This is a genomic window from Raineya sp. (genome assembly GCF_053497555.1).
Genome location: NZ_JBRCWE010000060.1, coordinates 20,055 through 38,070, shown reverse-complemented (window position 1 = coordinate 38,070; position 18,016 = coordinate 20,055). Strand labels below are relative to the sequence as shown.

Here is an 18,016-nt window from a genome sequence, read left to right as displayed (position 1 = left end):
AAATGTTTAGGGTTTATTTAGGTTTAGTTCAGTTATGAATAATTTTTCTTGTTACGTAATGCTTGTCATCAAATATAGCCGTAATGTAAAGCAATCCTTGTGCCACTTGCTTGCTGACACGAACATTTACCTGATTCTCCCCCATATTATATCGCTTTTCTTCTGATTCAAACACTACCTGTCCTAAACTATTGCTAAGGATATAGCTCATTCTTACAGGCTTATCGGTATAAAATTTGATTTTGAAGGTATTGCGGAAAGGGTTAGGTAAAATTTCTATATCATAAGGATTTTTACCATTGACAATCATTTCACTGATAGCACTCGGAGAAATTTTCTGAAGCCAAACCTCATAGATGCTGTTATCGGCAGCAGTAAGATTGGTTTGATTGCTTGAAAAAGGATTGAGGGCTGTACTAAGAATGCCTCCGAAAATATGCCCAATTAAAAATCGTTCTTGATTGATTTCCGATAGCTTGATTACCTTGTTGCTGTAATGCGGTAAATTTAGGTTGGGAATAAACTCGGCACTTGCCCCTTGTAAAGTAGGCATTTCGGTAGAAAGTTTGTATTCAGTGAGTTTTCCGTTTTTATCGCGGGTTAGCCGACTGATAGTTTTTACAAAAGGAACTAAATTATCTTGCACCAAACTACCATTTTGGTAGTAATATTGGCTCATTCCGCCGAAAAATACAGAGTGCATATTATTGTTTAGGCTATCGTAGAGGCAAGCTACTGCCGAATGGTAATGGCTAAGGTATTGGTTAAAATCTGTAATGGGAGTATAGCCACTTTCTTTAATATCTACGGGGTACAAAAAGGGCAAATCTGCATTGATTTGGAACACCCCCGACGATATGGTAAAACCTTGTTCGCCATTGGGAAAGATTTGAGGCAAAAGGTTGTAGTCGCGACGATGCAGATGCACTTCATCATAGATTTCGGAATAATTACCAAAACTTAACTGACTGCCCGAGTTGTTGATTGTAAATTTGCGAATTTGGTTGGTATAGGTTTGCGTAAAAGTAGGATTACCCATTGGGTTATACCTACCATCAAAACGATGACCTCCTACCAAATAGAAATAGTTTTTGAGTTTTTTAAGATGCCCTCCCGTTACGGCAAAAATATCATTCTGAATTTGCTTGAAATAGGGTGTAATATTTGCTCCGTTGGTAATGGCGTTTATAAGGCTTGAAACCTGCACAGAAGTTAGATAAGGGTAAGTGATGTGTTTGTTTTGAGAAGCAGAAAAACCATAGCCACCTATAATGTAGAGCGTATCGGTATCTTGATAAAAATTCATATTGGTAGATTGTAGTTGTTCTTTCAAGTTGGTGGGTAATACATCTACCGAAGCACTCCAAACTTGTCGGTTGCTTACATCTACCACATAGATATTGGTATTATTTTGCGAAGCGGGGAAAGAGTTGAATGGCTGACGGGGGTGAAGCCCATCTTTTCTGCCACCAATGATGAGCCATTTGCCTTGATGTTGGGCATAAGCGTAAGAATGTAAGTTCGGCAGATTGGGAACGCTTACAGGGTTCAAGACAATTTCGTAAGGAAAATCACTTTGAGCAAATGAAAACTGGGTAAATACAAGCATCCAAAGAATAGAAAAAAACAAATTTTTTTTCATAAGTTTTGTTGATTTTTTTGATTAGTTCTCAATGAAAGAAAACAATAAGTTATTTTTATTGGTTCATATTTCATTGCAAGTTCTGATAATTTTACACACTAAAAAATGATTTTTAGCATTAAACTTGCTAATTTTAGATAGGGCGGCTTCTTATGCCAAAGAAAACAATTTGCATCATTAAACATTTGTTTATCAGCTATCTAAAAATTGCCCCCAAATTCGTACTGCTGACGAAATTTGCATTTTACATTTTTCTGCTTATTTTTGAAAAAAATCATTGTTTGTGTTGAAAAAGTGCTTATTTCTTGTTTTACTTTTGATTTGTTGTGCCCAAACTTTTGCACAAAAAGCCTTGTATCCACGCACCGAAATGCGGGCAGTGTGGGTAACTACTGTGGCAAATATAGATTTCCCTTCTCGTAAAGGGCTTTCGGCAGAAGAGCAGAAAAAAGAATTTATCAACATTTTAGAAAAATGCAAACAGCTAAACCTGAATACCATCATAGTACAGGTGCGTCCTGCCGCTGATGCCTTGTATGAAAGCAGTTTGGAACTTTGGTCAGAGGTGCTGCAAGGCAAGCAAGGTGTTGCTCCCAGTTATGACCCTTTGGCTTTTATGATTGAAGAGAGCCGAAAAAGACTTCTTGAATTTCACGCTTGGATAAATCCGTTCAGAGCCGTTGCCAATGTAAATTACAGCCATATTCACCCCGAGCATATCACACGCAAGCGTCCTGAATGGTTTTTTCGTTATGGCGATAGGGTTTATTTCAATCCGGGTATTCCCGAAGTGAGAGAGTATTTGCTACAAGTCATTTTAGAGATAGTCAGAAAGTACGATATTGATGGCTTGCATTTTGACGATTACTTTTACCCCTACCCTATTGCTGGGGAAAAAATCAATGACGACAATACTTTTGATAAATTTGGCAAAGATTTCAGAAATATTGAAGATTGGCGAAGGAACAACATAGATTTGTTTGTACAAGCTGTTTCGGATAGCATCAGGGCAATCAAGCCTAAAATGAAATTTGGTATAAGCCCCGCAGGAGGCTGGCGAAACAAAAACAAAGATAGTAGAGGTTCGGCTACCAATTTAGGACAACCCGCTTACGATAATGTCTTTGCCGATACTCGCAAGTGGTTAGAGCAAGGCTGGGTGGATTATCTTGCCCCCCAAACCTATTGGACAATCGCTTCGCCACAAGCCTCTTTCAAAGTGCTTGCCGAATGGTGGAATGAAAATAACTTCGGAAGGCATATTTACAGCGGACACGCACTTTTCAAAGTTGCCAACTCCGAAGAAAAAGATAATTGGAACGATAGCCAAGAAATCATCAGGCAAATTCGCCTCAATCGCTCTCTTAAAAATATCAAAGGCGGAATGTTTTTTTCGCTTAAACATTTGCTTCGCAATCCGCTCAAAATTTGCGATAGCCTGCAAAATTCTGTGTTTCGCTTTCCTGCTTTGGTACCTGCTATGCCTTGGAAAGATTCCATTCCACCACTACCCCCTGATAGTCTGAAAGCTAATGTATTTCACAACAACGTTCTGCTGTATTGGCAAAGCCCCAAAGCCGCCCCAGACCAAGAAAAGCCCGATTATTATGTAGTTTTTCGTTTCCAAAACGAAATGGAAATGGATTTTGAAGATGCCTCTAAAATTGTTGCTATTCTTCGGGAAAACTATTTCTTGGATAAAGATTTGGAGCAAAATAGACGCTACATCTATGCAGTAAAATCTTTTGATAGACTGCACAACGAAAGCAGGCAATACGCCAAAGTAACAATAGCCACCGTCAAGAAACTGACGATGGCTTCACCTATTAAAGATGGTGAAATTCGGGAAGATTAGGATTAGTCTTCAAGAGCCTGCTCCAAAGGCAAAACGTGGCTATGCTTGAAAGTAGAAAGTACAATCATTGATTGCATATGATTGATTTCTTCTATCTCGCTCACTACTTCCAGCATTAGTTTTTGGTAGGCAGGAATATCTTTGGCAGTAATTTTTAGCAAAAAGTCAGATGCTCCCGTCATATGATGACATTCTATCACGTTAGGAATTTTTTCAATCTTTTTCACAAAAGACTGAATAACAGACTTTTTGTGGCTCACCAGCGAAACCTGTACAAAAGTAGTTACACCCAAGCCAATTTGGTTGGCATCTACTACGGCGTGATAGCTCTTAATAACGCCTAACTTTTCTAATTTTTTTACTCTTTCCAAAGTTGGAGCGGGCGAAAGTCCTATTTCTTTGGCGAGTTGGGCATTGGTAATTTTGGCATCAGCTTGCAATTTTTCCAAAATGAGCTGGTCAAGTTCATCAAGTTTTAAGCTTTTCTTTTCTTGCATAAGATTGAAGGATTTTGAAATTTAATACTTTTTTGCCCGCAAAGTAAAGCCTTTTTCAGTGGAAAAAGAAATTTTTTCAGAAAAAATTAAAATAAAATTTTGCCAAGTCTGCTTTATGTCAAATTGTCAGTATTCTGGCATTGGCATATTCATTGATATAATCCTTGCAAGTTATGTTTATTCACTTAAAAACTTTTTAGCAATGGGAAAAATTATTGGTATAGACTTAGGAACTACAAACTCCTGTGTAGCTGTAATGGAGGGTAACGAGGTAGTGGTTATCCCCAATAGCGAAGGACGTAGAACTACCCCTTCTATCGTGGCTTTTTTGGATAATGGCGAAAGAAAAGTAGGGGACTCTGCCAAAAGGCAAGCAGTAACCAACCCCAAAAAGACCGTGATGTCCATTAAGCGTTTTATGGGTAAAAGATTTTCGGAAGTGGGCAACGAACTCAAACATATTTCTTATACCGTTGAGCAAGGTCCCAACGATACCCCTCGTGTGCGTATAGGCGACCGCCTCTATACTCCACAAGAAATCTCGGCTATGATTCTTCAAAAAATGAAAGCAACTGCCGAAGATTATTTGGGTACTACCGTAACCGAAGCCGTAATTACTGTACCTGCTTATTTTAACGATGCCGAGCGTCAAGCTACCAAAGAAGCGGGTATCATTGCAGGGCTTGATGTAAAGCGTATCATCAACGAACCTACTGCCGCCGCTTTGGCATACGGATTGGATAAAAAAGGCAAAGAAGCTACTATCGCTGTATTTGACCTTGGTGGAGGTACTTTTGATATTTCTATTTTGGAACTTGGCGACGGTGTGTTTGAAGTAAAATCTACCAATGGTGATGTGCATTTGGGCGGTGATGATTTTGACCAAAAAATCATTGATTGGCTCGCCGAAGAGTTTATGAAAGACCACCCTACCGTAGATTTACGCAAAGACCCTATGGCTTTGCAACGCCTCAAAGAAGCCGCTGAAAAAGCCAAAATTGAACTTTCTTCTTCGCAAAGCACCGACATCAATTTGCCTTATATTATGCCTATTGATGGCGTGCCTCAGCACCTTGTTCGTACCCTTACACGTGCCAAATTTGAGCAACTTGTAGATGACCTCATTCGCCGTACCCTTGAACCTTGCCGCAAGGCTATTCAAGATGCGGGTATCAGTGTAAATGATATTGACGAAGTAATTTTGGTAGGAGGTTCTACACGTATTCCTAAAATTCAGGAGGAAGTAGAGAAATTTTTTGGTAAGAAACCTTCCAAAAACGTGAACCCTGACGAGGCAGTAGCTATTGGTGCCGCTATTCAGGGAGCCGTACTCAACAAAGAAATTACTGATGTATTGCTCTTGGACGTAACGCCTCTTTCTTTGGGTATTGAAACGCTTGGTGGCGTATTTACCAAACTCATTGAAGCAAACACCACTATCCCTGTGAAAAAATCGGAAGTGTTTTCTACTGCCGAAGATAACCAATCTTCCGTAATGATACACGTCTTGCAAGGTGAAAGACCTCTTGCCAAAGATAACCGCACTATCGGAAGATTCCACCTTGATGGCATTATGCCTGCTCCTCGTGGGGTACCTAAAATTGAAGTAATTTTTGATATTGATGCCAATGGTATCTTGAATGTTACTGCCAAAGACCAAGCAACAGGTAAAGAGCAAAAAATCCGTATAGAGGCTTCATCTGGACTTTCCAAAGATGAAATTGAAAAAATGAAAGCCGAAGCCAAAGCCAACGAAGCCGCCGATAAAGCCGAAAAAGAGCGTATTGAAAAAATCAATGCCGCTGATTCTATGATTTTCCAAACTGAAAAACAACTTAAAGAATACGGCGATAAGATTTCGGCAGGTAGCAAATCGGCGATAGAAAATGTTCTTTCTGCTTTGCGTCAGGCTCACGCTAATAAAGATGTCAATGCCATTGATGCGGCTCTTGCCCAACTAAACGCCGCTTGGCAACAAGCCTCTACCGAAATGTATCAGGGCAGTCAGAATACTTCTGAAGCGAATGGCTCTGCTAATACAGGTAAGGACTCTGATGTTACTGATGCCGAGTTTGAAGAGGTAAAATAATTGCAAAATCCTTCTACGACAACATCACCTGCAAGTGATGTTGTCGTTTTTTTATTGGCTTTGTATTTATGTCAGCGTTTGGAGTTCAAGACTTCAAGACTTTATCACCTCTACAAAATGGCTAAAATTCGTTCAAAATCATCAAATTCCAATTTTTTTCAGGAAGTTTATGATGTAGTTCGCCTTATCCCCCAAGGGCGAGTTACTACTTATGGAGCAATTGCTAAATTTTTAGGAACCAAACTTTCTGCTCGTATGGTAGGCTGGGCATTGAACTGCTCTCATACGCAAGCAGATATTCCTGCTCATAGGGTTGTCAATAGGAATGGTATGCTTACAGGCAAACATTTTTTTGCTACCCCTACCCAAATGCAAGAACTCTTGGAAGCCGAAGGCATCAGAGTTATAGACGACCAAATCCAAGATTTTGAAAAGCATTTCTGGAACCCCATTCAGGAACTCTGAAAAATAATTCTGTTTCTCGCTTCCTACTTCCAGTACAATTTAGGTGATGTACTGCAAACAAACTCAACAATTCAGCTATTTCTTGCTTCTGCATTTACAACATTTTTTCTAACTTGCAGGCTCATTTTCATTTACTTAAAATCAGAAAATTATGGCATTTATAGAAGAAATTTACGCAAGACAAATTTTAGATTCAAGGGGCAACCCCACTATTGAAGTAGATGTACTAACTAACGAAGGAATTAAAGGGAGAGCCGCTGTTCCTTCGGGGGCTTCCACAGGTACTCACGAGGCAGTTGAGCTTCGCGATGGCGATAAAACTAAGTACCTCGGCAAAGGAGTGTTGAGGGCTGTGGAAAATGTCAATGAAATCATCGCTGATGAACTCATCGGCTACAATGTTTTAGACCAAAATCTGATTGATAAAATACTTCTTGAAATAGACGGCACACCCAACAAGAAAAAACTTGGAGCCAACGCTATTTTAGGGGTTTCTTTGGCAGTTGCCAAAGCGGCGGCTAATTCTTTGAACTTGCCACTATTTCGCTACATTGGCGGCGTAAATGCCAATACTTTGCCTGTACCAATGATGAACATTCTGAATGGCGGTAGCCACGCTGATAACTCCATTGATTTTCAGGAGTTTATGATTATGCCTGTAAAAGCTGAATCTTTCAGCGAGGCGTTGCGTATGGGTACGGAAGTGTTTCATACACTCAAAAAGGTATTGAAAGATAAAAATCATTCTACGAATGTAGGTGATGAAGGAGGTTTTGCACCTAACCTGAAATCTAATGAGGAAGCCATAGAGGTTGTTTTGCAAGCCATTGAAAAAGCAGGTTACAAACCCGGCGAAGATATTTTTATTGCAATGGATGCGGCAAGCTCTGAATTTTATGATAGCAAAACGAAAAAATATATTTTCAAGAAAAGTACAGGCGAGAGCCTCAGTTCCGCCGAAATGGTAGCTTATTGGGCAGAATGGGTAAAAAAATATCCTATCCGCTCCATAGAAGATGGTATGGCTGAAAATGATTGGCAGGGCTGGAAATTGCTTACAGAAAAACTAGGAGATAAAGTGCAACTCGTAGGAGACGATTTGTTCGTAACGAATGTTGAATTTTTACAAAAAGGTATCAATGAAGGGGTTGCCAATGCAATTTTGGTAAAGGTAAATCAGATTGGTACGCTTACAGAAACTATCAATGCAGTGAATTTAGCTCATCGCAATCGTTACAAGAGCGTAATGTCGCATCGTTCAGGAGAAACAGAAGATACCACCATCGCCGATTTGGCAGTAGCTCTCAATACAGGGCAAATTAAAACAGGTTCGGCTTCACGCTCAGATAGAATGGCAAAATATAACCAACTGCTACGCATTGAAGAAATGCTTGATGAAACAGCCTACTATCCGGGTAATAAGTTTTAAGTGTTTAAGCAAAATAGGCTTCGCAATTGCGAAGCCTATTTTTTTAGATTAGCAGAAACAACTCAACACACACAACTTATCTGCTTAATTACTACTTCTTAACACTATCTTTTTTGGTTTCTTTTTCATTTTTGCTTCCCGCTTGTGCTTGGTTGTATTCTTCGTTAAGTCCTTTAATTACTTCGGGGGTAATATCCAAACGGCTATCGCCATACCAAGCTGTTACGCCTTGTTTGTAGCCCAGAATCATTTTATAGCCATTTTTTTCGGCATAACGTTTCATAAAATCATCAATATTCTTATTGATTTTTTCTACCATTTCTTTCTCTTGGCTGGCAAGATTCTGAAGCAAAGTTTCGCGATATTGCATCAGACGTTGCTCTTCGGCGGCAAGGCTTTTTTTAGTAGCCTCTATTTCACCCATAGTCATTGATTGAGCCTTTTGTTGGGCTTGTAGCACTTTGTTCTGAAAAGCATTGGCTTGGTTTTCAATATCGCCTGTGTACTGATTACGTTTTACTTCAAATTCTTTGATAGATTTTTTGTACAGCTCGTAATTGGCAATTACCGAATCTGAATTTACATATACAATACTTTTGTCAATATCATTTTTGGCTTCGGTTTTGGTAGAAGTAGTATTATTGGTGCTATTACTTGTTTGCGATTTGTTCTCGCAAGCTCCAAGTATAAGACTGATGAAGGCGAAAATGGCTAATTTTTTCATTTTGAATGAATTTTGATTTTTTGCCCGCAAAGATACCAAAACTTGGGTGGATAAGCGAAAAAAAATTCGTGTTTTTTTGCAAGAAAACTTTTTTTTACTAAATTTGCAATCCCAAATTTTAAGCGGAAGTGGTGGAATTGGTAGACACGTACGTTTGAGGGGCGTATGGAGCAATCCGTGAGGGTTCGAGTCCCTCCTTTCGCACTCCCAAACTGCAATCCTGAAAGCAAATAGCCTTTCAGGATTTTTTATTTCTCTTGCAACATAAAAATTAGTATCTTGCGTTCTGTAAAAAAATCTGCTATGATTTTAAGTATTCGTAACCTAAGCAAGCAATACGCTACACACAAGGCACTGGATAATGTTAGTTTTGATGTACCTGTTCAAAGTATTTTTGGACTTTTAGGACCCAACGGAGCAGGAAAAACCACGCTTATTCGTACTATTACGCAAATTATCAGCTTGGATAGTGGAGAAATCACTTTCAAAGGAGAAAAGCTAAATCCTTCGCATACACAAGCTATTGGCTACTTGCCCGAAGAAAGAGGACTTTACAAGAAAATGAAAGTAGGCGAACAGCTTGTGTACTTGGCTCGCCTAAAAGGCTTGAGTAGCCAAGAAGCTAAAAAACGCATCAAATACTGGGTAGAAAAACTAAATATGCAGGGCTGGGCTGAAAAAAATATTGAGGAACTTTCCAAAGGTATGCAACAAAAAGTGCAGTTTGTGGCTACCGTCTTGCACGAACCCGAACTGATTATTTTAGACGAACCCTTCACAGGTTTTGACCCCGTAAATGCTCAAATTATTAAAAATGAAATTTTGGAACTAAGAAAAAGAGGAGCTACTATTCTTTTTTCAACCCACCGAATGGAATCCGTAGAAGAACTATGCGATAACATTGTGCTGATCAATCGTTCCAAAAAAATTTTAGAAGGGAAAACCATTGATATCAAAAAACAATACAAAAACCATTCTTACAGAGTGCGTTGTAATGGCATTATTGCCGAATTGCCCGAAGGAATGAATATCTTAAAGGAAAATCATAAGGAAGGGGAAAGAGAGTTTATCATTCAAATTTCGCCCGAGCAAAGCCCTAACGACCTTTTGAGATTTTTACTCCCACAAGTAGAAATTCATCATTTTGAAGAAAATATCCCAAGTATCAATGATATTTTCATACAACTTGTGGGTGAAAGTGCTAACTAAGATTAGAGCGTTAGCTTTTAGATTTAGTTTGGGAATCAGAGAATTTAAGAACTTTACCTCGTTATTTTTATCTGACATCAATTGCCTAAAATCCTATTTCACTAATGCAAATCAGACCTAAACAATTACCACTATGCTACCTCTTTTACAAAGTGCCAACGATTTTGAGTTGCAAAATGCTCTACATTTGGCACAACTTTCAGCTTGGGCATACCGAGAAGATGAGAATACTCTACAAAATGATTTACAAACATTAGGATACGGGCATTTTGTTTTTTTGCACGCAGGTAAAAATAGAGGCTATGATACCAATGTTTTTGTAGCTACTAACGAAAACGCTTTTCTAATTGTTTTTCGTGGAACAGAAGAAAATAGTCTGGAAGATTGGCTCAATAACGTAGATAACCGCTCCTTTGCTTATGGCATAGGCAATGTGCGGCAAGGTTTTTGGGAGGCAACCCAAGTAGTTTGGGAGCAACTATTAGAGCAACTTCGCTTTCATTACAAACCTACTCAAAGGCTTTGGCTCGCGGGGCATAGCCAAGGTGGAGCTTTGGCACAACTAACAGCTCGTAGGCTTTTTGATGAAAAATTTTCTATACAAGGCGTTTATACCTTCGGGCAACCCAAAGTAGGAGATTTACTTTTTGCTTCCAGTTACGACAACGTACTGCGTAACCAAACTTTTCGGCTCTACACCGAAGAAGATAGTGTAGTGAAAAACCCACCCAATTTGTATCATTCGGGTATAGGAGTAAAGCTGAAAGCCGATGGATTTTTTGAAATTGAGTATTTCGGCAATATTTTTGAAACGGCTGAAAATACCTTTTCAACAATTATGGATATGCTTTGGGACTATTCCACTGATGGCTTACAAGCTCATTCTATACAAACCTATCTGGAAAGATTGAGAAAACATTACTGATAACTACCAAGTAGCTAAAATTGTCTTTCCTCCTACACTCTTTTCGCCAATTTTTACAGCCACTTTTGCCTCCAAAGGAATAAAAATATCAACTCTTGAGCCAAATTTGATAAAACCAAACTCATCACCTTGTTGTACTTTTTCACCTTCTTTTACATACCAAACAATACGTTTGGCTAATGCCCCTGCAATTTGTCTAAATAGCACTTCTTTTCCTTCGGGAGTGCGTACCGCGATGGTAGTTCTTTCGTTTTCGGTGCTGGATTTGGGGTGCCAAGCCACCAAGTATTTGCCTTTGTGGTATTTGAAATAACTTACTTCGCCTGAAATAGGATTGCGATTGATATGGACATTGAAAGGCGACATAAAAATAGAAATCTGCCGACAATTTCTTTGCAAAAATTCGCTTTCAAATACTTCCTCTATGGCTACTACTTTGCCATCGGCAGGAGCAAGAATATGAGCAAAATTTTGCTCAATATGCCTTGTAGGATTTCTGAAAAACTGCAAAACAATTACAAAAATTACTAAGCAAACACCTAAAACAACGTTCTGCACGATTCTATTTTCAGGGAAAAGCCAAACTGCCCCCAAATACAAAATAGTAGAAGCGAAAAGAACCAAAAATATCGTAGTAAAACCTTCTCTATGAATAGACATAACGTTTTTTTCGCAAAGAAAATTCTTTCAGGGCAAAATGCCAAATTTGTTTCAAAAAATCCTACCAGGGCTTTTCGGAGAAATGAAATTTTTTTTGCACTTTTGCACGTTATTTTGCAAACTAAAACTTTTGTAGTATATGTTCAAAAACCTTTTTCTGATTGCTTCTCTTATATTACTTGGGGCTTGTAGTGGCGAGCAAAGTTCGCAAACAACCACCGAAAACCTGCAAGATAGTACCAAAGCTATTCAGGAGCAAAAGCCCATAGCCAATATGCAAGAAGCTCCTACTATCACCGATATTCTGAATACAGGTGAAAATTTTTCAATGTTTGCCTCTTATCTCAATACCGAGTTTTCAAAAATCCTTACCGAAGGCGAATATACTGTACTTGCCCCCAACAACAAAGCGGTTGAAAGTCTGGGAGAAGCCAAAATGAGCAAGTTTGTTTCGCAAGGAGCGGCATTTATCAAAAGGCATATCATCAAGGGTAAATTTGATGTAAAAGCCCTTCAAAATACACCCGAAGTAACTACTCTGGACGGCAAAAAACTCAAAGTAAGTGTGGAAGGTGATAAAATTACCATTGGCGAAGCCCAAGTAGTAGCGGCGGATATTCCTGCCAAAAATGGTATCATTCACGCTATCAATAAAGTAATTGAGTAGCCCAAGCAGAAATAAAATTTTTTTGGGAAATTTTATGATTTTTTTGGGAAAAAGCAGAAATTAGCGGGTGAAAAACGCAATGTTCTAACCTTAAACATCAGCAAAATTATGAGCAATTATTTGGAAGAAGGCAAAAAATTCCTGGACACCGTAATGTATTATTACGACAAAGCCGCCAAGCACACAGGGCTATCCCAAGGGCTTTTAGAAAGAATTAGAAACTGCAATAGTGTCTATAAAGTCTATTTTCCTGTGGAAATTGACGGCGAAATTCATAATATTGAGGGAATACGCGTTCAGCATAGTTTGCACAAATTGCCTACCAAAGGAGGTATTCGTTACAGCCCCGAAGTGTCGGAAGATGAAGTAAAAGCCCTTGCTACGCTGATGACTTTCAAATGTGCCGTAGTAAATGTACCTTTTGGAGGGGCAAAAGGTGGGGTGAAGATAGACCCTCGCAAAGTTTCTGAAAAAGTTTTAGAAAAAGTTACTCGCCGTTTTGCCGCCGAGCTTATCAAAAAGAATTTGATTGGTCCTTCCTTAGATGTTCCTGCACCCGACTATGGCACAAGTGGCAGAGAAATGGGCTGGATTGCAGATACTTATATGACTTTTAAGTTTGGCGATACAGATGCCCAAGGTTGTGTTACGGGAAAGCCCGTAGGTATCGGGGGCATACGTGGGCGTACCGAAGCCACTGGTTTGGGCGTTTTCTTTGGCATCAGAGAGTTTTTGAACTATGAAGATGATGTTAAGAAAATTGGTTTGACAACTGGCGTACAAGGAAAATCAGTCATTGTACAGGGTTTTGGAAATGTTGGCTACCATTCAGCTAAATTTTTGCACGAAGCAGGAGCGAAAATCATAGGTATTGCCGAATATGAAGGCGGTATCTACAACGAAAATGGCTTAGATGTAGAAGCCGTATTCAAGCATCGCAAAGAAACCAAATCTATCCTGAATTTTCCCGGAGCTCAAAACATTGAAAATTCTCTTTCAATGCTTGAAATGCCTTGCGATATTCTTATTCCTGCCGCTTTGGAAAACCAAATTACCAAAGACAATGCCGATAGAATTAAGGCAAAAGTGATTGCAGAAGCCGCTAATGGACCTATTACAATGCTTGCCGAAGAGATTTTACTCAAAAAAGGCGTTGTAATCATTCCCGATTTATATTTGAATGCAGGTGGGGTTACAGTTTCATATTTTGAGTGGCTCAAAAACCTTTCTAATGTGCGTTTTGGACGTATGGGCAAGCGTGCCGAAGAGAAAAGCTATGGTAAAATAGTAGATACCGTAGAAGCCCTGACGGGAAAACATCTTTCTTATGAAGAAAGAAGTAAAATTGTGCAGGGAGCAGATGAGGAAGATATTGTACGTTCTGGTTTGGAAGATACAATGATAGGCTCTTATCAGGAAATTCGCGAAGCCTTGAAGCAAAAACCTGAACTTGGCGACCTGCGTACTGCTGCCTTTTATATCGCTATCAAGAAAATAGCTTTGAGCTATCAACTAATGGGTATTTTCCCTTAAAATTTAATAGATCTGGCAATAATTTACAGATAAGGGCTTTGCACTGCGAAGCCCTTGTTTGTAAAAGCCTTTTTGCAAAATTTTATTCCGAATTTTTGAAGTTTGAAAAATATTTTATTTTTTTGCTTGTTGCAAATTGAATTTTCTCGGACAATTCTCAAAATTTTATTCAATGCAGGAAATTAGCAAAAAAGTCAGGGTTACTCATCGTATCAATGACCCTTCGTTAGATATCAACCAATTAAGTCAGTATGGATTATTTCTTTCCGTAGAAGATAAAAACCTGCGAGTAGTAGTTGTTGATGAAGCACAAAAAAAGTGTATGCTTTTAGAAGATTATCGCTTTTCGGGCTTAAATACCCGCTCCGATACCATAGAGCAACTCAATGCTATTTTGGAAAGCCATTTGGTATTACGGGCAGGGTATTGGAAAGATATTATTTTAGTGGCTCGCAGTGGCTGTTTTGCTCTCGTTCCTGATGATTTTTTTGATGAAACCCTAATACACACTTACCTTGAACTTTATCCCAACAACTTGGACAATGCAGAGGTAAGAAGTTTTTTCCATAGCAAACGCAAGTATCATAGCATTTTCCGCATAGAAACAGAATTTGTTGAATGGGCAAAAAAAGCCTATCCCAATAAAGAAATTCAAGTTTTACATCAGTCCGATGCTTTTCTGGAAGGAGCTTTACAAGAAAACCACGAAGGTGCTAATATATTCATCTACATTGAAAGCAAGTATATGAATATGACCATTCTACAAGGCGATAACTTGCTTTTACACAATCGTTATTATTATCAAAGTCCGCAAGATTTTGTGTATTTTGTGCTTTTTGCCATAGATGAATTACAACTTGATGCTGAAACTTGTCAGGTGAAACTATATGGAGAAATTAGCAAAGATTCTGGCATTTACAATTTACTTCAAAAGTATGTACGTAACGTAGAATTTGGTAAAAAACCTTCTAGTTTGTCATTTAGCTATGTTTTTGACGAAGTAATAGACCACCGCTATTTTGACCTATACAACGTATATCATTGCCTTAATGCTTAAAGATTGAGTAAAAATTCCAAAGTATTTACACCATCAGCATAATCCCAAAGTTCAGGGTATTGGGCTTTCCCAAATGGAATACTTCCTGCCCACCAAGCATTTTGCGAAACTACGCATTGAATTTTATGCTTATGCAAATTTAATTTTTGCTCCAATTCTGCCTCGCTGGCATAAAAATCATAATACAAACAAGCCACAGGCGAAGCAATCTCATCATTTTGCGAAAGCAACAAAAAGCCATTATCCAAATGTTTTACAGGGCGAAGCAGATAAACAGCTTTGTTGTATTCGTAATTATTGGCGTATTTATGATGATTTTTGATTGGGGCAAAGCCTTCTGTAGCTTGAAAGAATCTTGAAAAGTCGTAGCCTGTGGGTACAAAAAGTTTAGCGACATTTCTACAACCCAGTCCAAAATGTGTGAAAATATCATTTCCCAAATTTTCCAAGTCCTCTTGACTTTCTTTTCCGTTGAGTATGGCTACGCTCACTCGGTTTTTACGAATAAGGTGCGGTTTGTTGCGAAAATAATATTCAAAATGCAGAGCGGTGTTATCGCTTCCTGTGGCTATGATAGCATCTGCTTCATTTACTTTTTCTACAAAAAATAGCCTTTGAGCAAATTCGGGCTGAATTTCCAAAAGTTTTTGGGCAAGATAGGGTAACAAAATTTTATCATCACTGCTCATACGAGCTAGTAATGTGTGTCCTGAAACCAGCACACTCAAAAAATCGTGAAAACCTACCAAAGGAATGTTCCCTGCCATTACTACGGCTACTTTTTTAGGATTTTGGATAGGCAATTTATCCTGATAAGAAGCTAACCATTTTTGTAAGTTTTCCTTCTGCAAATAAATTTCAATGCCTTTAAGGGCTTTTTCAATATTTTCAACAGAAAACCAAGCATTGTGTAAATGTGCCTTCAACTTGATTTCATCAGGTATTTGAGGAATATGATTACCTAATTTTACAAAACTCTCCACTAACTTCATATCCTTATTTTGGTTTATTGTCTTTGTTTTTATTTTTGACGTGTTCGTTAATGTAATAGGGTAAAACGTGCTTATACACCACAAAAGCAAAAGGCAAATGTTCGTTTCGGGCAATATCTTCTAAATATTTACGCGTTGCTTTATCAGTTTGGGCATAGTTCAGACCGCCGTCCAATTCAGGAATAGAACTGCGAATAGTGCCATCTTCAAAGATAGTCAGGCTATCTCCCTGATAGTCGGGCAGGGACTTTATCATTTCTAAAATTTCATTTTTGGTGTATTTCTTCTTGATTTTTTTGCCATCTACCACACGAAATTCCTCTTTCAAGATACGATTTTCGTAGGCATCAATGGTAAAAAACAATGCAACAATCAACCCGATAATAATACTTACCAAAAACAGCCTTTCTTTCCAAGCCATAACTAACGAATTTTAGCAATACCCTTATGATTATCAATTTCTACAACAATGCAAGGTTGGAAGTTTTTATCTTCCAAAGATTTGGTAATATTTTCTACCTGAATATGCCTGATTTCAGGATAAAAACCCCTGTTGTGCAACATTTTCCATAATGGATATTCCCAATCGTCTAATTTGAGTATAAGCCCAACTTTTTTACAGCGAGTTTGAATGATTTGCTCTACAAGTCTTTGGTAGCTTGGGTATAAATCGGGGCGAGCTAAAAAATATAATTCTTCTCTTGGGGTATTCCAAACATTTTTTTCTTCTTTGAGAGCCAAATTAGCAGAATTATACAAATAAAATACAGCCTTCAAAGATAAAAGTAAATAGAGCACAAGAAAAAACCATTTTTTAAGCCTATTTTCTTTTTGCCAAAATACATCAATGGTGTAGGCTATCCAAACAGAAACCCAAGTCCAAAAGGGAATTTGGAAACGAACTCCAAAAGGTTGCCATTTGAGCATAAAAATCAAAAGCAAAAACCCGCCCAGCCCCCAAATAAATGTATATTTGAACTCTTTGCTCAACTTTTCTCTAAAAACATACCAAATCGGTAGTAGTATTAAAAAAGCCCAAGCGTGTAAGGGAGAAGGAGCATAGTCTTGGGAATAAAATTTTTGCCCATAAGGCATTTCAAAATTAGTAAAAGAAGTACGCTTGTCATCTATATCTATTTGAGCAACCTTGTGCAAACCTCTGACAATATTTTCCCAAAATACAGTTGTTTGAAGGTGAGGTAAAACTAAATTATTGGAAAAATTCCTAATCAAATTGCTGTAAAAACTTTGCAATTGATAGGTCTGATTTTTTACAGCATTTACTTCAGTAGAGTTTGAAATCAGCAAACTACGAAAGGTATAGAGGTTTCTGAAAAATAGCCCCGCATTTATCAGAAGTATTGCAGTTGCAGTGATAAGCCCAGCCCTAAATAGCACATAAGTTCTTTCTTTTAACCAAAAAATAACAAAAAAAAGAATTAAAGGCGTTAGATATAAATAAGAAGTCCCTTTGGTTAGAATAGCCATTCCAATACTTATCCCTAATAGAAGTGAATATTGATATTTTTTTTTCAGTATTTTAAGAAAAAGCCCAAACGAGTAAATTACAAAAAAAGAACCTACCAAATCATTTTGGGTCGAAGGAACTTGTAACAAAGCAATAGGAATAGCAAGCACTAAAAAGGCTGTAAGCAGTTGCCCCTTACGTGAAATACCAAGTTCGGAAGCTATGAGAGAGGCGGTTGCCATCAGCCCTACAAATGAAAGCCATTGAGGTATATTTACAAAATAATCATTTTGGGTAAGTAATACAGTATGTAAGATAAAATATTCGGCAAAACCTTGAAAAACAATTTGTCTTTCAATATGTGAAGCATAATACTCCAAACTTTGGTTTTGTTGCCAGTGCATCACTCTACTCAAATGATAGGTCATAGAATCCCAATTCGTAGAAGGGTGAATAATGCAAATTATTAGTAGTCCCACCAGTAAACAAGCCAGAATTATGATTGCAATTCTTTCATAATTATCATTTGATAGCAAAAAACTGGCTTTTTTTAACTTGTAAAAGCAAATTCCGAGTAAAACTACAAACAATATAATCCACAAAAGTCTTACTGAAAATGCACTAAGCAAGTGAAATGAGCCTAATATTTCAGTGCTTATTGCAACAAATAAAAAAAATATTAGGGTTGCAAGTAAAAAACTTTCTCTTACTTTACTTTTGCTCAGACTTTGGGGAGCGGAGTATAAAATCGCAAAAAGAGCAACAAAGGATAAAAAAGAAAAAACAATAAAAAAGTTCATAGAA

Annotated in this window: 16 protein-coding genes and 1 tRNA gene; 10 read left to right on the top strand and 7 right to left on the bottom strand. The window is 38.0% G+C overall.

The window, feature by feature from the left end:
• Positions 1–28: 28 nt before the first annotated feature.
• Positions 29–1,642, bottom strand: coding sequence for a hypothetical protein (locus tag ACWITO_RS07540; protein WP_448529380.1), 1,614 nt, complete (start codon positions 1,640–1,642; stop codon positions 29–31).
• 283 nt (positions 1,643–1,925) lie between these two features.
• Between ACWITO_RS07540 and ACWITO_RS07535 the strand changes: the two genes are divergently transcribed.
• Positions 1,926–3,497: a glycoside hydrolase family 10 protein gene (locus ACWITO_RS07535; protein ID WP_448529379.1), complete on the top strand. Its 1,572-nt coding sequence runs from the start codon at positions 1,926–1,928 to the stop codon at positions 3,495–3,497.
• Between the two features lie 2 nt (positions 3,498–3,499).
• On the opposite strand, the gene ACWITO_RS07530 is transcribed toward ACWITO_RS07535, so the two are convergent.
• Positions 3,500–3,994 carry an Lrp/AsnC family transcriptional regulator gene (locus ACWITO_RS07530; protein ID WP_448529378.1) on the bottom strand — a complete coding sequence of 165 codons (495 nt, stop codon included), beginning with the start codon at positions 3,992–3,994 and terminating at the stop codon, positions 3,500–3,502.
• A 202-nt stretch (positions 3,995–4,196) separates the two neighbouring features.
• Between ACWITO_RS07530 and dnaK the strand changes: the two genes are divergently transcribed.
• From dnaK to eno, 3 genes are all read left to right on the top strand, one after another.
• Positions 4,197–6,083, top strand: coding sequence for a molecular chaperone DnaK (gene dnaK, locus ACWITO_RS07525; RefSeq protein WP_448529377.1), 1,887 nt, complete (start codon positions 4,197–4,199; stop codon positions 6,081–6,083).
• Between the two features lie 117 nt (positions 6,084–6,200).
• Entirely contained in the window at positions 6,201–6,548 is a 348-nt protein-coding gene (locus tag ACWITO_RS07520; RefSeq protein ID WP_448529376.1) for an MGMT family protein, read from the top strand.
• A gap of 151 nt (positions 6,549–6,699) precedes the next feature.
• A complete protein-coding gene (gene eno / locus ACWITO_RS07515; RefSeq protein ID WP_448529375.1) occupies positions 6,700–7,977 on the top strand; it encodes a phosphopyruvate hydratase in 1,278 nt (425 codons plus the stop codon).
• A 91-nt stretch (positions 7,978–8,068) separates the two neighbouring features.
• On the opposite strand, the gene ACWITO_RS07510 is transcribed toward eno, so the two are convergent.
• Positions 8,069–8,701, bottom strand: coding sequence for an OmpH family outer membrane protein (locus tag ACWITO_RS07510; protein ID WP_448529374.1), 633 nt, complete (start codon positions 8,699–8,701; stop codon positions 8,069–8,071).
• Positions 8,702–8,823: 122 nt separating this feature from the next.
• Between ACWITO_RS07510 and ACWITO_RS07505 the strand changes: the two genes are divergently transcribed.
• The 3 genes from ACWITO_RS07505 to ACWITO_RS07495 all read left to right on the top strand — a co-directional run bounded on the left by ACWITO_RS07505 (position 8,824) and on the right by ACWITO_RS07495 (position 10,835).
• A tRNA-Leu gene (locus ACWITO_RS07505) sits at positions 8,824–8,905 on the top strand.
• 99 nt (positions 8,906–9,004) lie between these two features.
• A complete protein-coding gene (locus ACWITO_RS07500; RefSeq protein ID WP_448529373.1) occupies positions 9,005–9,910 on the top strand; it encodes an ABC transporter ATP-binding protein in 906 nt (301 codons plus the stop codon).
• A gap of 133 nt (positions 9,911–10,043) precedes the next feature.
• Positions 10,044–10,835 (top strand): lipase family protein, encoded by a 792-nt coding sequence (locus ACWITO_RS07495; protein WP_448529372.1) that lies wholly within the window; start codon positions 10,044–10,046, stop codon positions 10,833–10,835.
• A gap of 3 nt (positions 10,836–10,838) precedes the next feature.
• Here ACWITO_RS07495 and ACWITO_RS07490 read toward each other — a convergent pair whose 3' ends face one another.
• Entirely contained in the window at positions 10,839–11,495 is a 657-nt protein-coding gene (locus ACWITO_RS07490) for a phosphatidylserine decarboxylase family protein (protein ID WP_448529371.1), read from the bottom strand.
• 139 nt (positions 11,496–11,634) lie between these two features.
• Here ACWITO_RS07490 and ACWITO_RS07485 point away from each other — a divergent pair, with 139 nt between their 5' ends.
• The 3 genes from ACWITO_RS07485 (at position 11,635) to ACWITO_RS07475 (ending at position 14,752) form a co-directional block, all read left to right on the top strand.
• Positions 11,635–12,162 carry a fasciclin domain-containing protein gene (locus ACWITO_RS07485; RefSeq protein WP_448529370.1) on the top strand — a complete coding sequence of 176 codons (528 nt, stop codon included), beginning with the start codon at positions 11,635–11,637 and terminating at the stop codon, positions 12,160–12,162.
• Positions 12,163–12,270: 108 nt separating this feature from the next.
• Positions 12,271–13,695: a Glu/Leu/Phe/Val family dehydrogenase gene (locus ACWITO_RS07480; RefSeq protein WP_448529369.1), complete on the top strand. Its 1,425-nt coding sequence runs from the start codon at positions 12,271–12,273 to the stop codon at positions 13,693–13,695.
• A gap of 172 nt (positions 13,696–13,867) precedes the next feature.
• Positions 13,868–14,752, top strand: coding sequence for a DUF3822 family protein (locus ACWITO_RS07475; RefSeq protein WP_448529368.1), 885 nt, complete (start codon positions 13,868–13,870; stop codon positions 14,750–14,752).
• Here ACWITO_RS07475 and ACWITO_RS07470 read toward each other — a convergent pair.
• The 3 genes from ACWITO_RS07470 to ACWITO_RS07460 are packed head-to-tail and all read right to left on the bottom strand — an operon-like array spanning position 14,749 to position 17,640.
• Positions 14,749–15,744, bottom strand: a complete 996-nt coding sequence (locus ACWITO_RS07470; protein WP_448529367.1) for an acyl-CoA reductase — start codon at positions 15,742–15,744, stop codon at positions 14,749–14,751. The genes ACWITO_RS07475 and ACWITO_RS07470 overlap by 4 nt on opposite strands.
• 4 nt (positions 15,745–15,748) lie before the next feature.
• Positions 15,749–16,165: a hypothetical protein gene (locus ACWITO_RS07465; protein ID WP_448529366.1), complete on the bottom strand. Its 417-nt coding sequence runs from the start codon at positions 16,163–16,165 to the stop codon at positions 15,749–15,751.
• 2 nt (positions 16,166–16,167) lie between these two features.
• Complete coding sequence (locus ACWITO_RS07460; protein ID WP_448529365.1) at positions 16,168–17,640, bottom strand: ArnT family glycosyltransferase; 1,473 nt, start codon at positions 17,638–17,640, stop codon at positions 16,168–16,170.
• Between the last annotated feature and the right edge of the window lie 376 nt (positions 17,641–18,016).

Excerpts from the sequence above, each read along its gene's own strand:
- ACWITO_RS07540 (WP_448529380.1), bottom strand. The coding sequence starts at position 1,642 with ATGAAAAAAAATTTGTTTTTTTCTATTCTTTGGATGCTTGTATTTACC.
- ACWITO_RS07530 (WP_448529378.1), bottom strand. The coding sequence starts at position 3,994 with ATGCAAGAAAAGAAAAGCTTAAAACTTGATGAACTTGACCAGCTCATT.
- dnaK (WP_448529377.1), top strand. The coding sequence starts at position 4,197 with ATGGGAAAAATTATTGGTATAGACTTAGGAACTACAAACTCCTGTGTA.
- ACWITO_RS07520 (WP_448529376.1), top strand. The coding sequence starts at position 6,201 with ATGGCTAAAATTCGTTCAAAATCATCAAATTCCAATTTTTTTCAGGAA.
- eno (WP_448529375.1), top strand. The coding sequence starts at position 6,700 with ATGGCATTTATAGAAGAAATTTACGCAAGACAAATTTTAGATTCAAGG.
- ACWITO_RS07510 (WP_448529374.1), bottom strand. The coding sequence starts at position 8,701 with ATGAAAAAATTAGCCATTTTCGCCTTCATCAGTCTTATACTTGGAGCT.
- ACWITO_RS07500 (WP_448529373.1), top strand. The coding sequence starts at position 9,005 with ATGATTTTAAGTATTCGTAACCTAAGCAAGCAATACGCTACACACAAG.
- ACWITO_RS07495 (WP_448529372.1), top strand. The coding sequence starts at position 10,044 with ATGCTACCTCTTTTACAAAGTGCCAACGATTTTGAGTTGCAAAATGCT.
- ACWITO_RS07490 (WP_448529371.1), bottom strand. The coding sequence starts at position 11,495 with ATGTCTATTCATAGAGAAGGTTTTACTACGATATTTTTGGTTCTTTTC.
- ACWITO_RS07485 (WP_448529370.1), top strand. The coding sequence starts at position 11,635 with ATGTTCAAAAACCTTTTTCTGATTGCTTCTCTTATATTACTTGGGGCT.
- ACWITO_RS07480 (WP_448529369.1), top strand. The coding sequence starts at position 12,271 with ATGAGCAATTATTTGGAAGAAGGCAAAAAATTCCTGGACACCGTAATG.
- ACWITO_RS07475 (WP_448529368.1), top strand. The coding sequence starts at position 13,868 with ATGCAGGAAATTAGCAAAAAAGTCAGGGTTACTCATCGTATCAATGAC.
- ACWITO_RS07470 (WP_448529367.1), bottom strand. The coding sequence starts at position 15,744 with ATGAAGTTAGTGGAGAGTTTTGTAAAATTAGGTAATCATATTCCTCAA.
- ACWITO_RS07465 (WP_448529366.1), bottom strand. The coding sequence starts at position 16,165 with ATGGCTTGGAAAGAAAGGCTGTTTTTGGTAAGTATTATTATCGGGTTG.
- ACWITO_RS07460 (WP_448529365.1), bottom strand. The coding sequence starts at position 17,640 with ATGACCTATCATTTGAGTAGAGTGATGCACTGGCAACAAAACCAAAGT.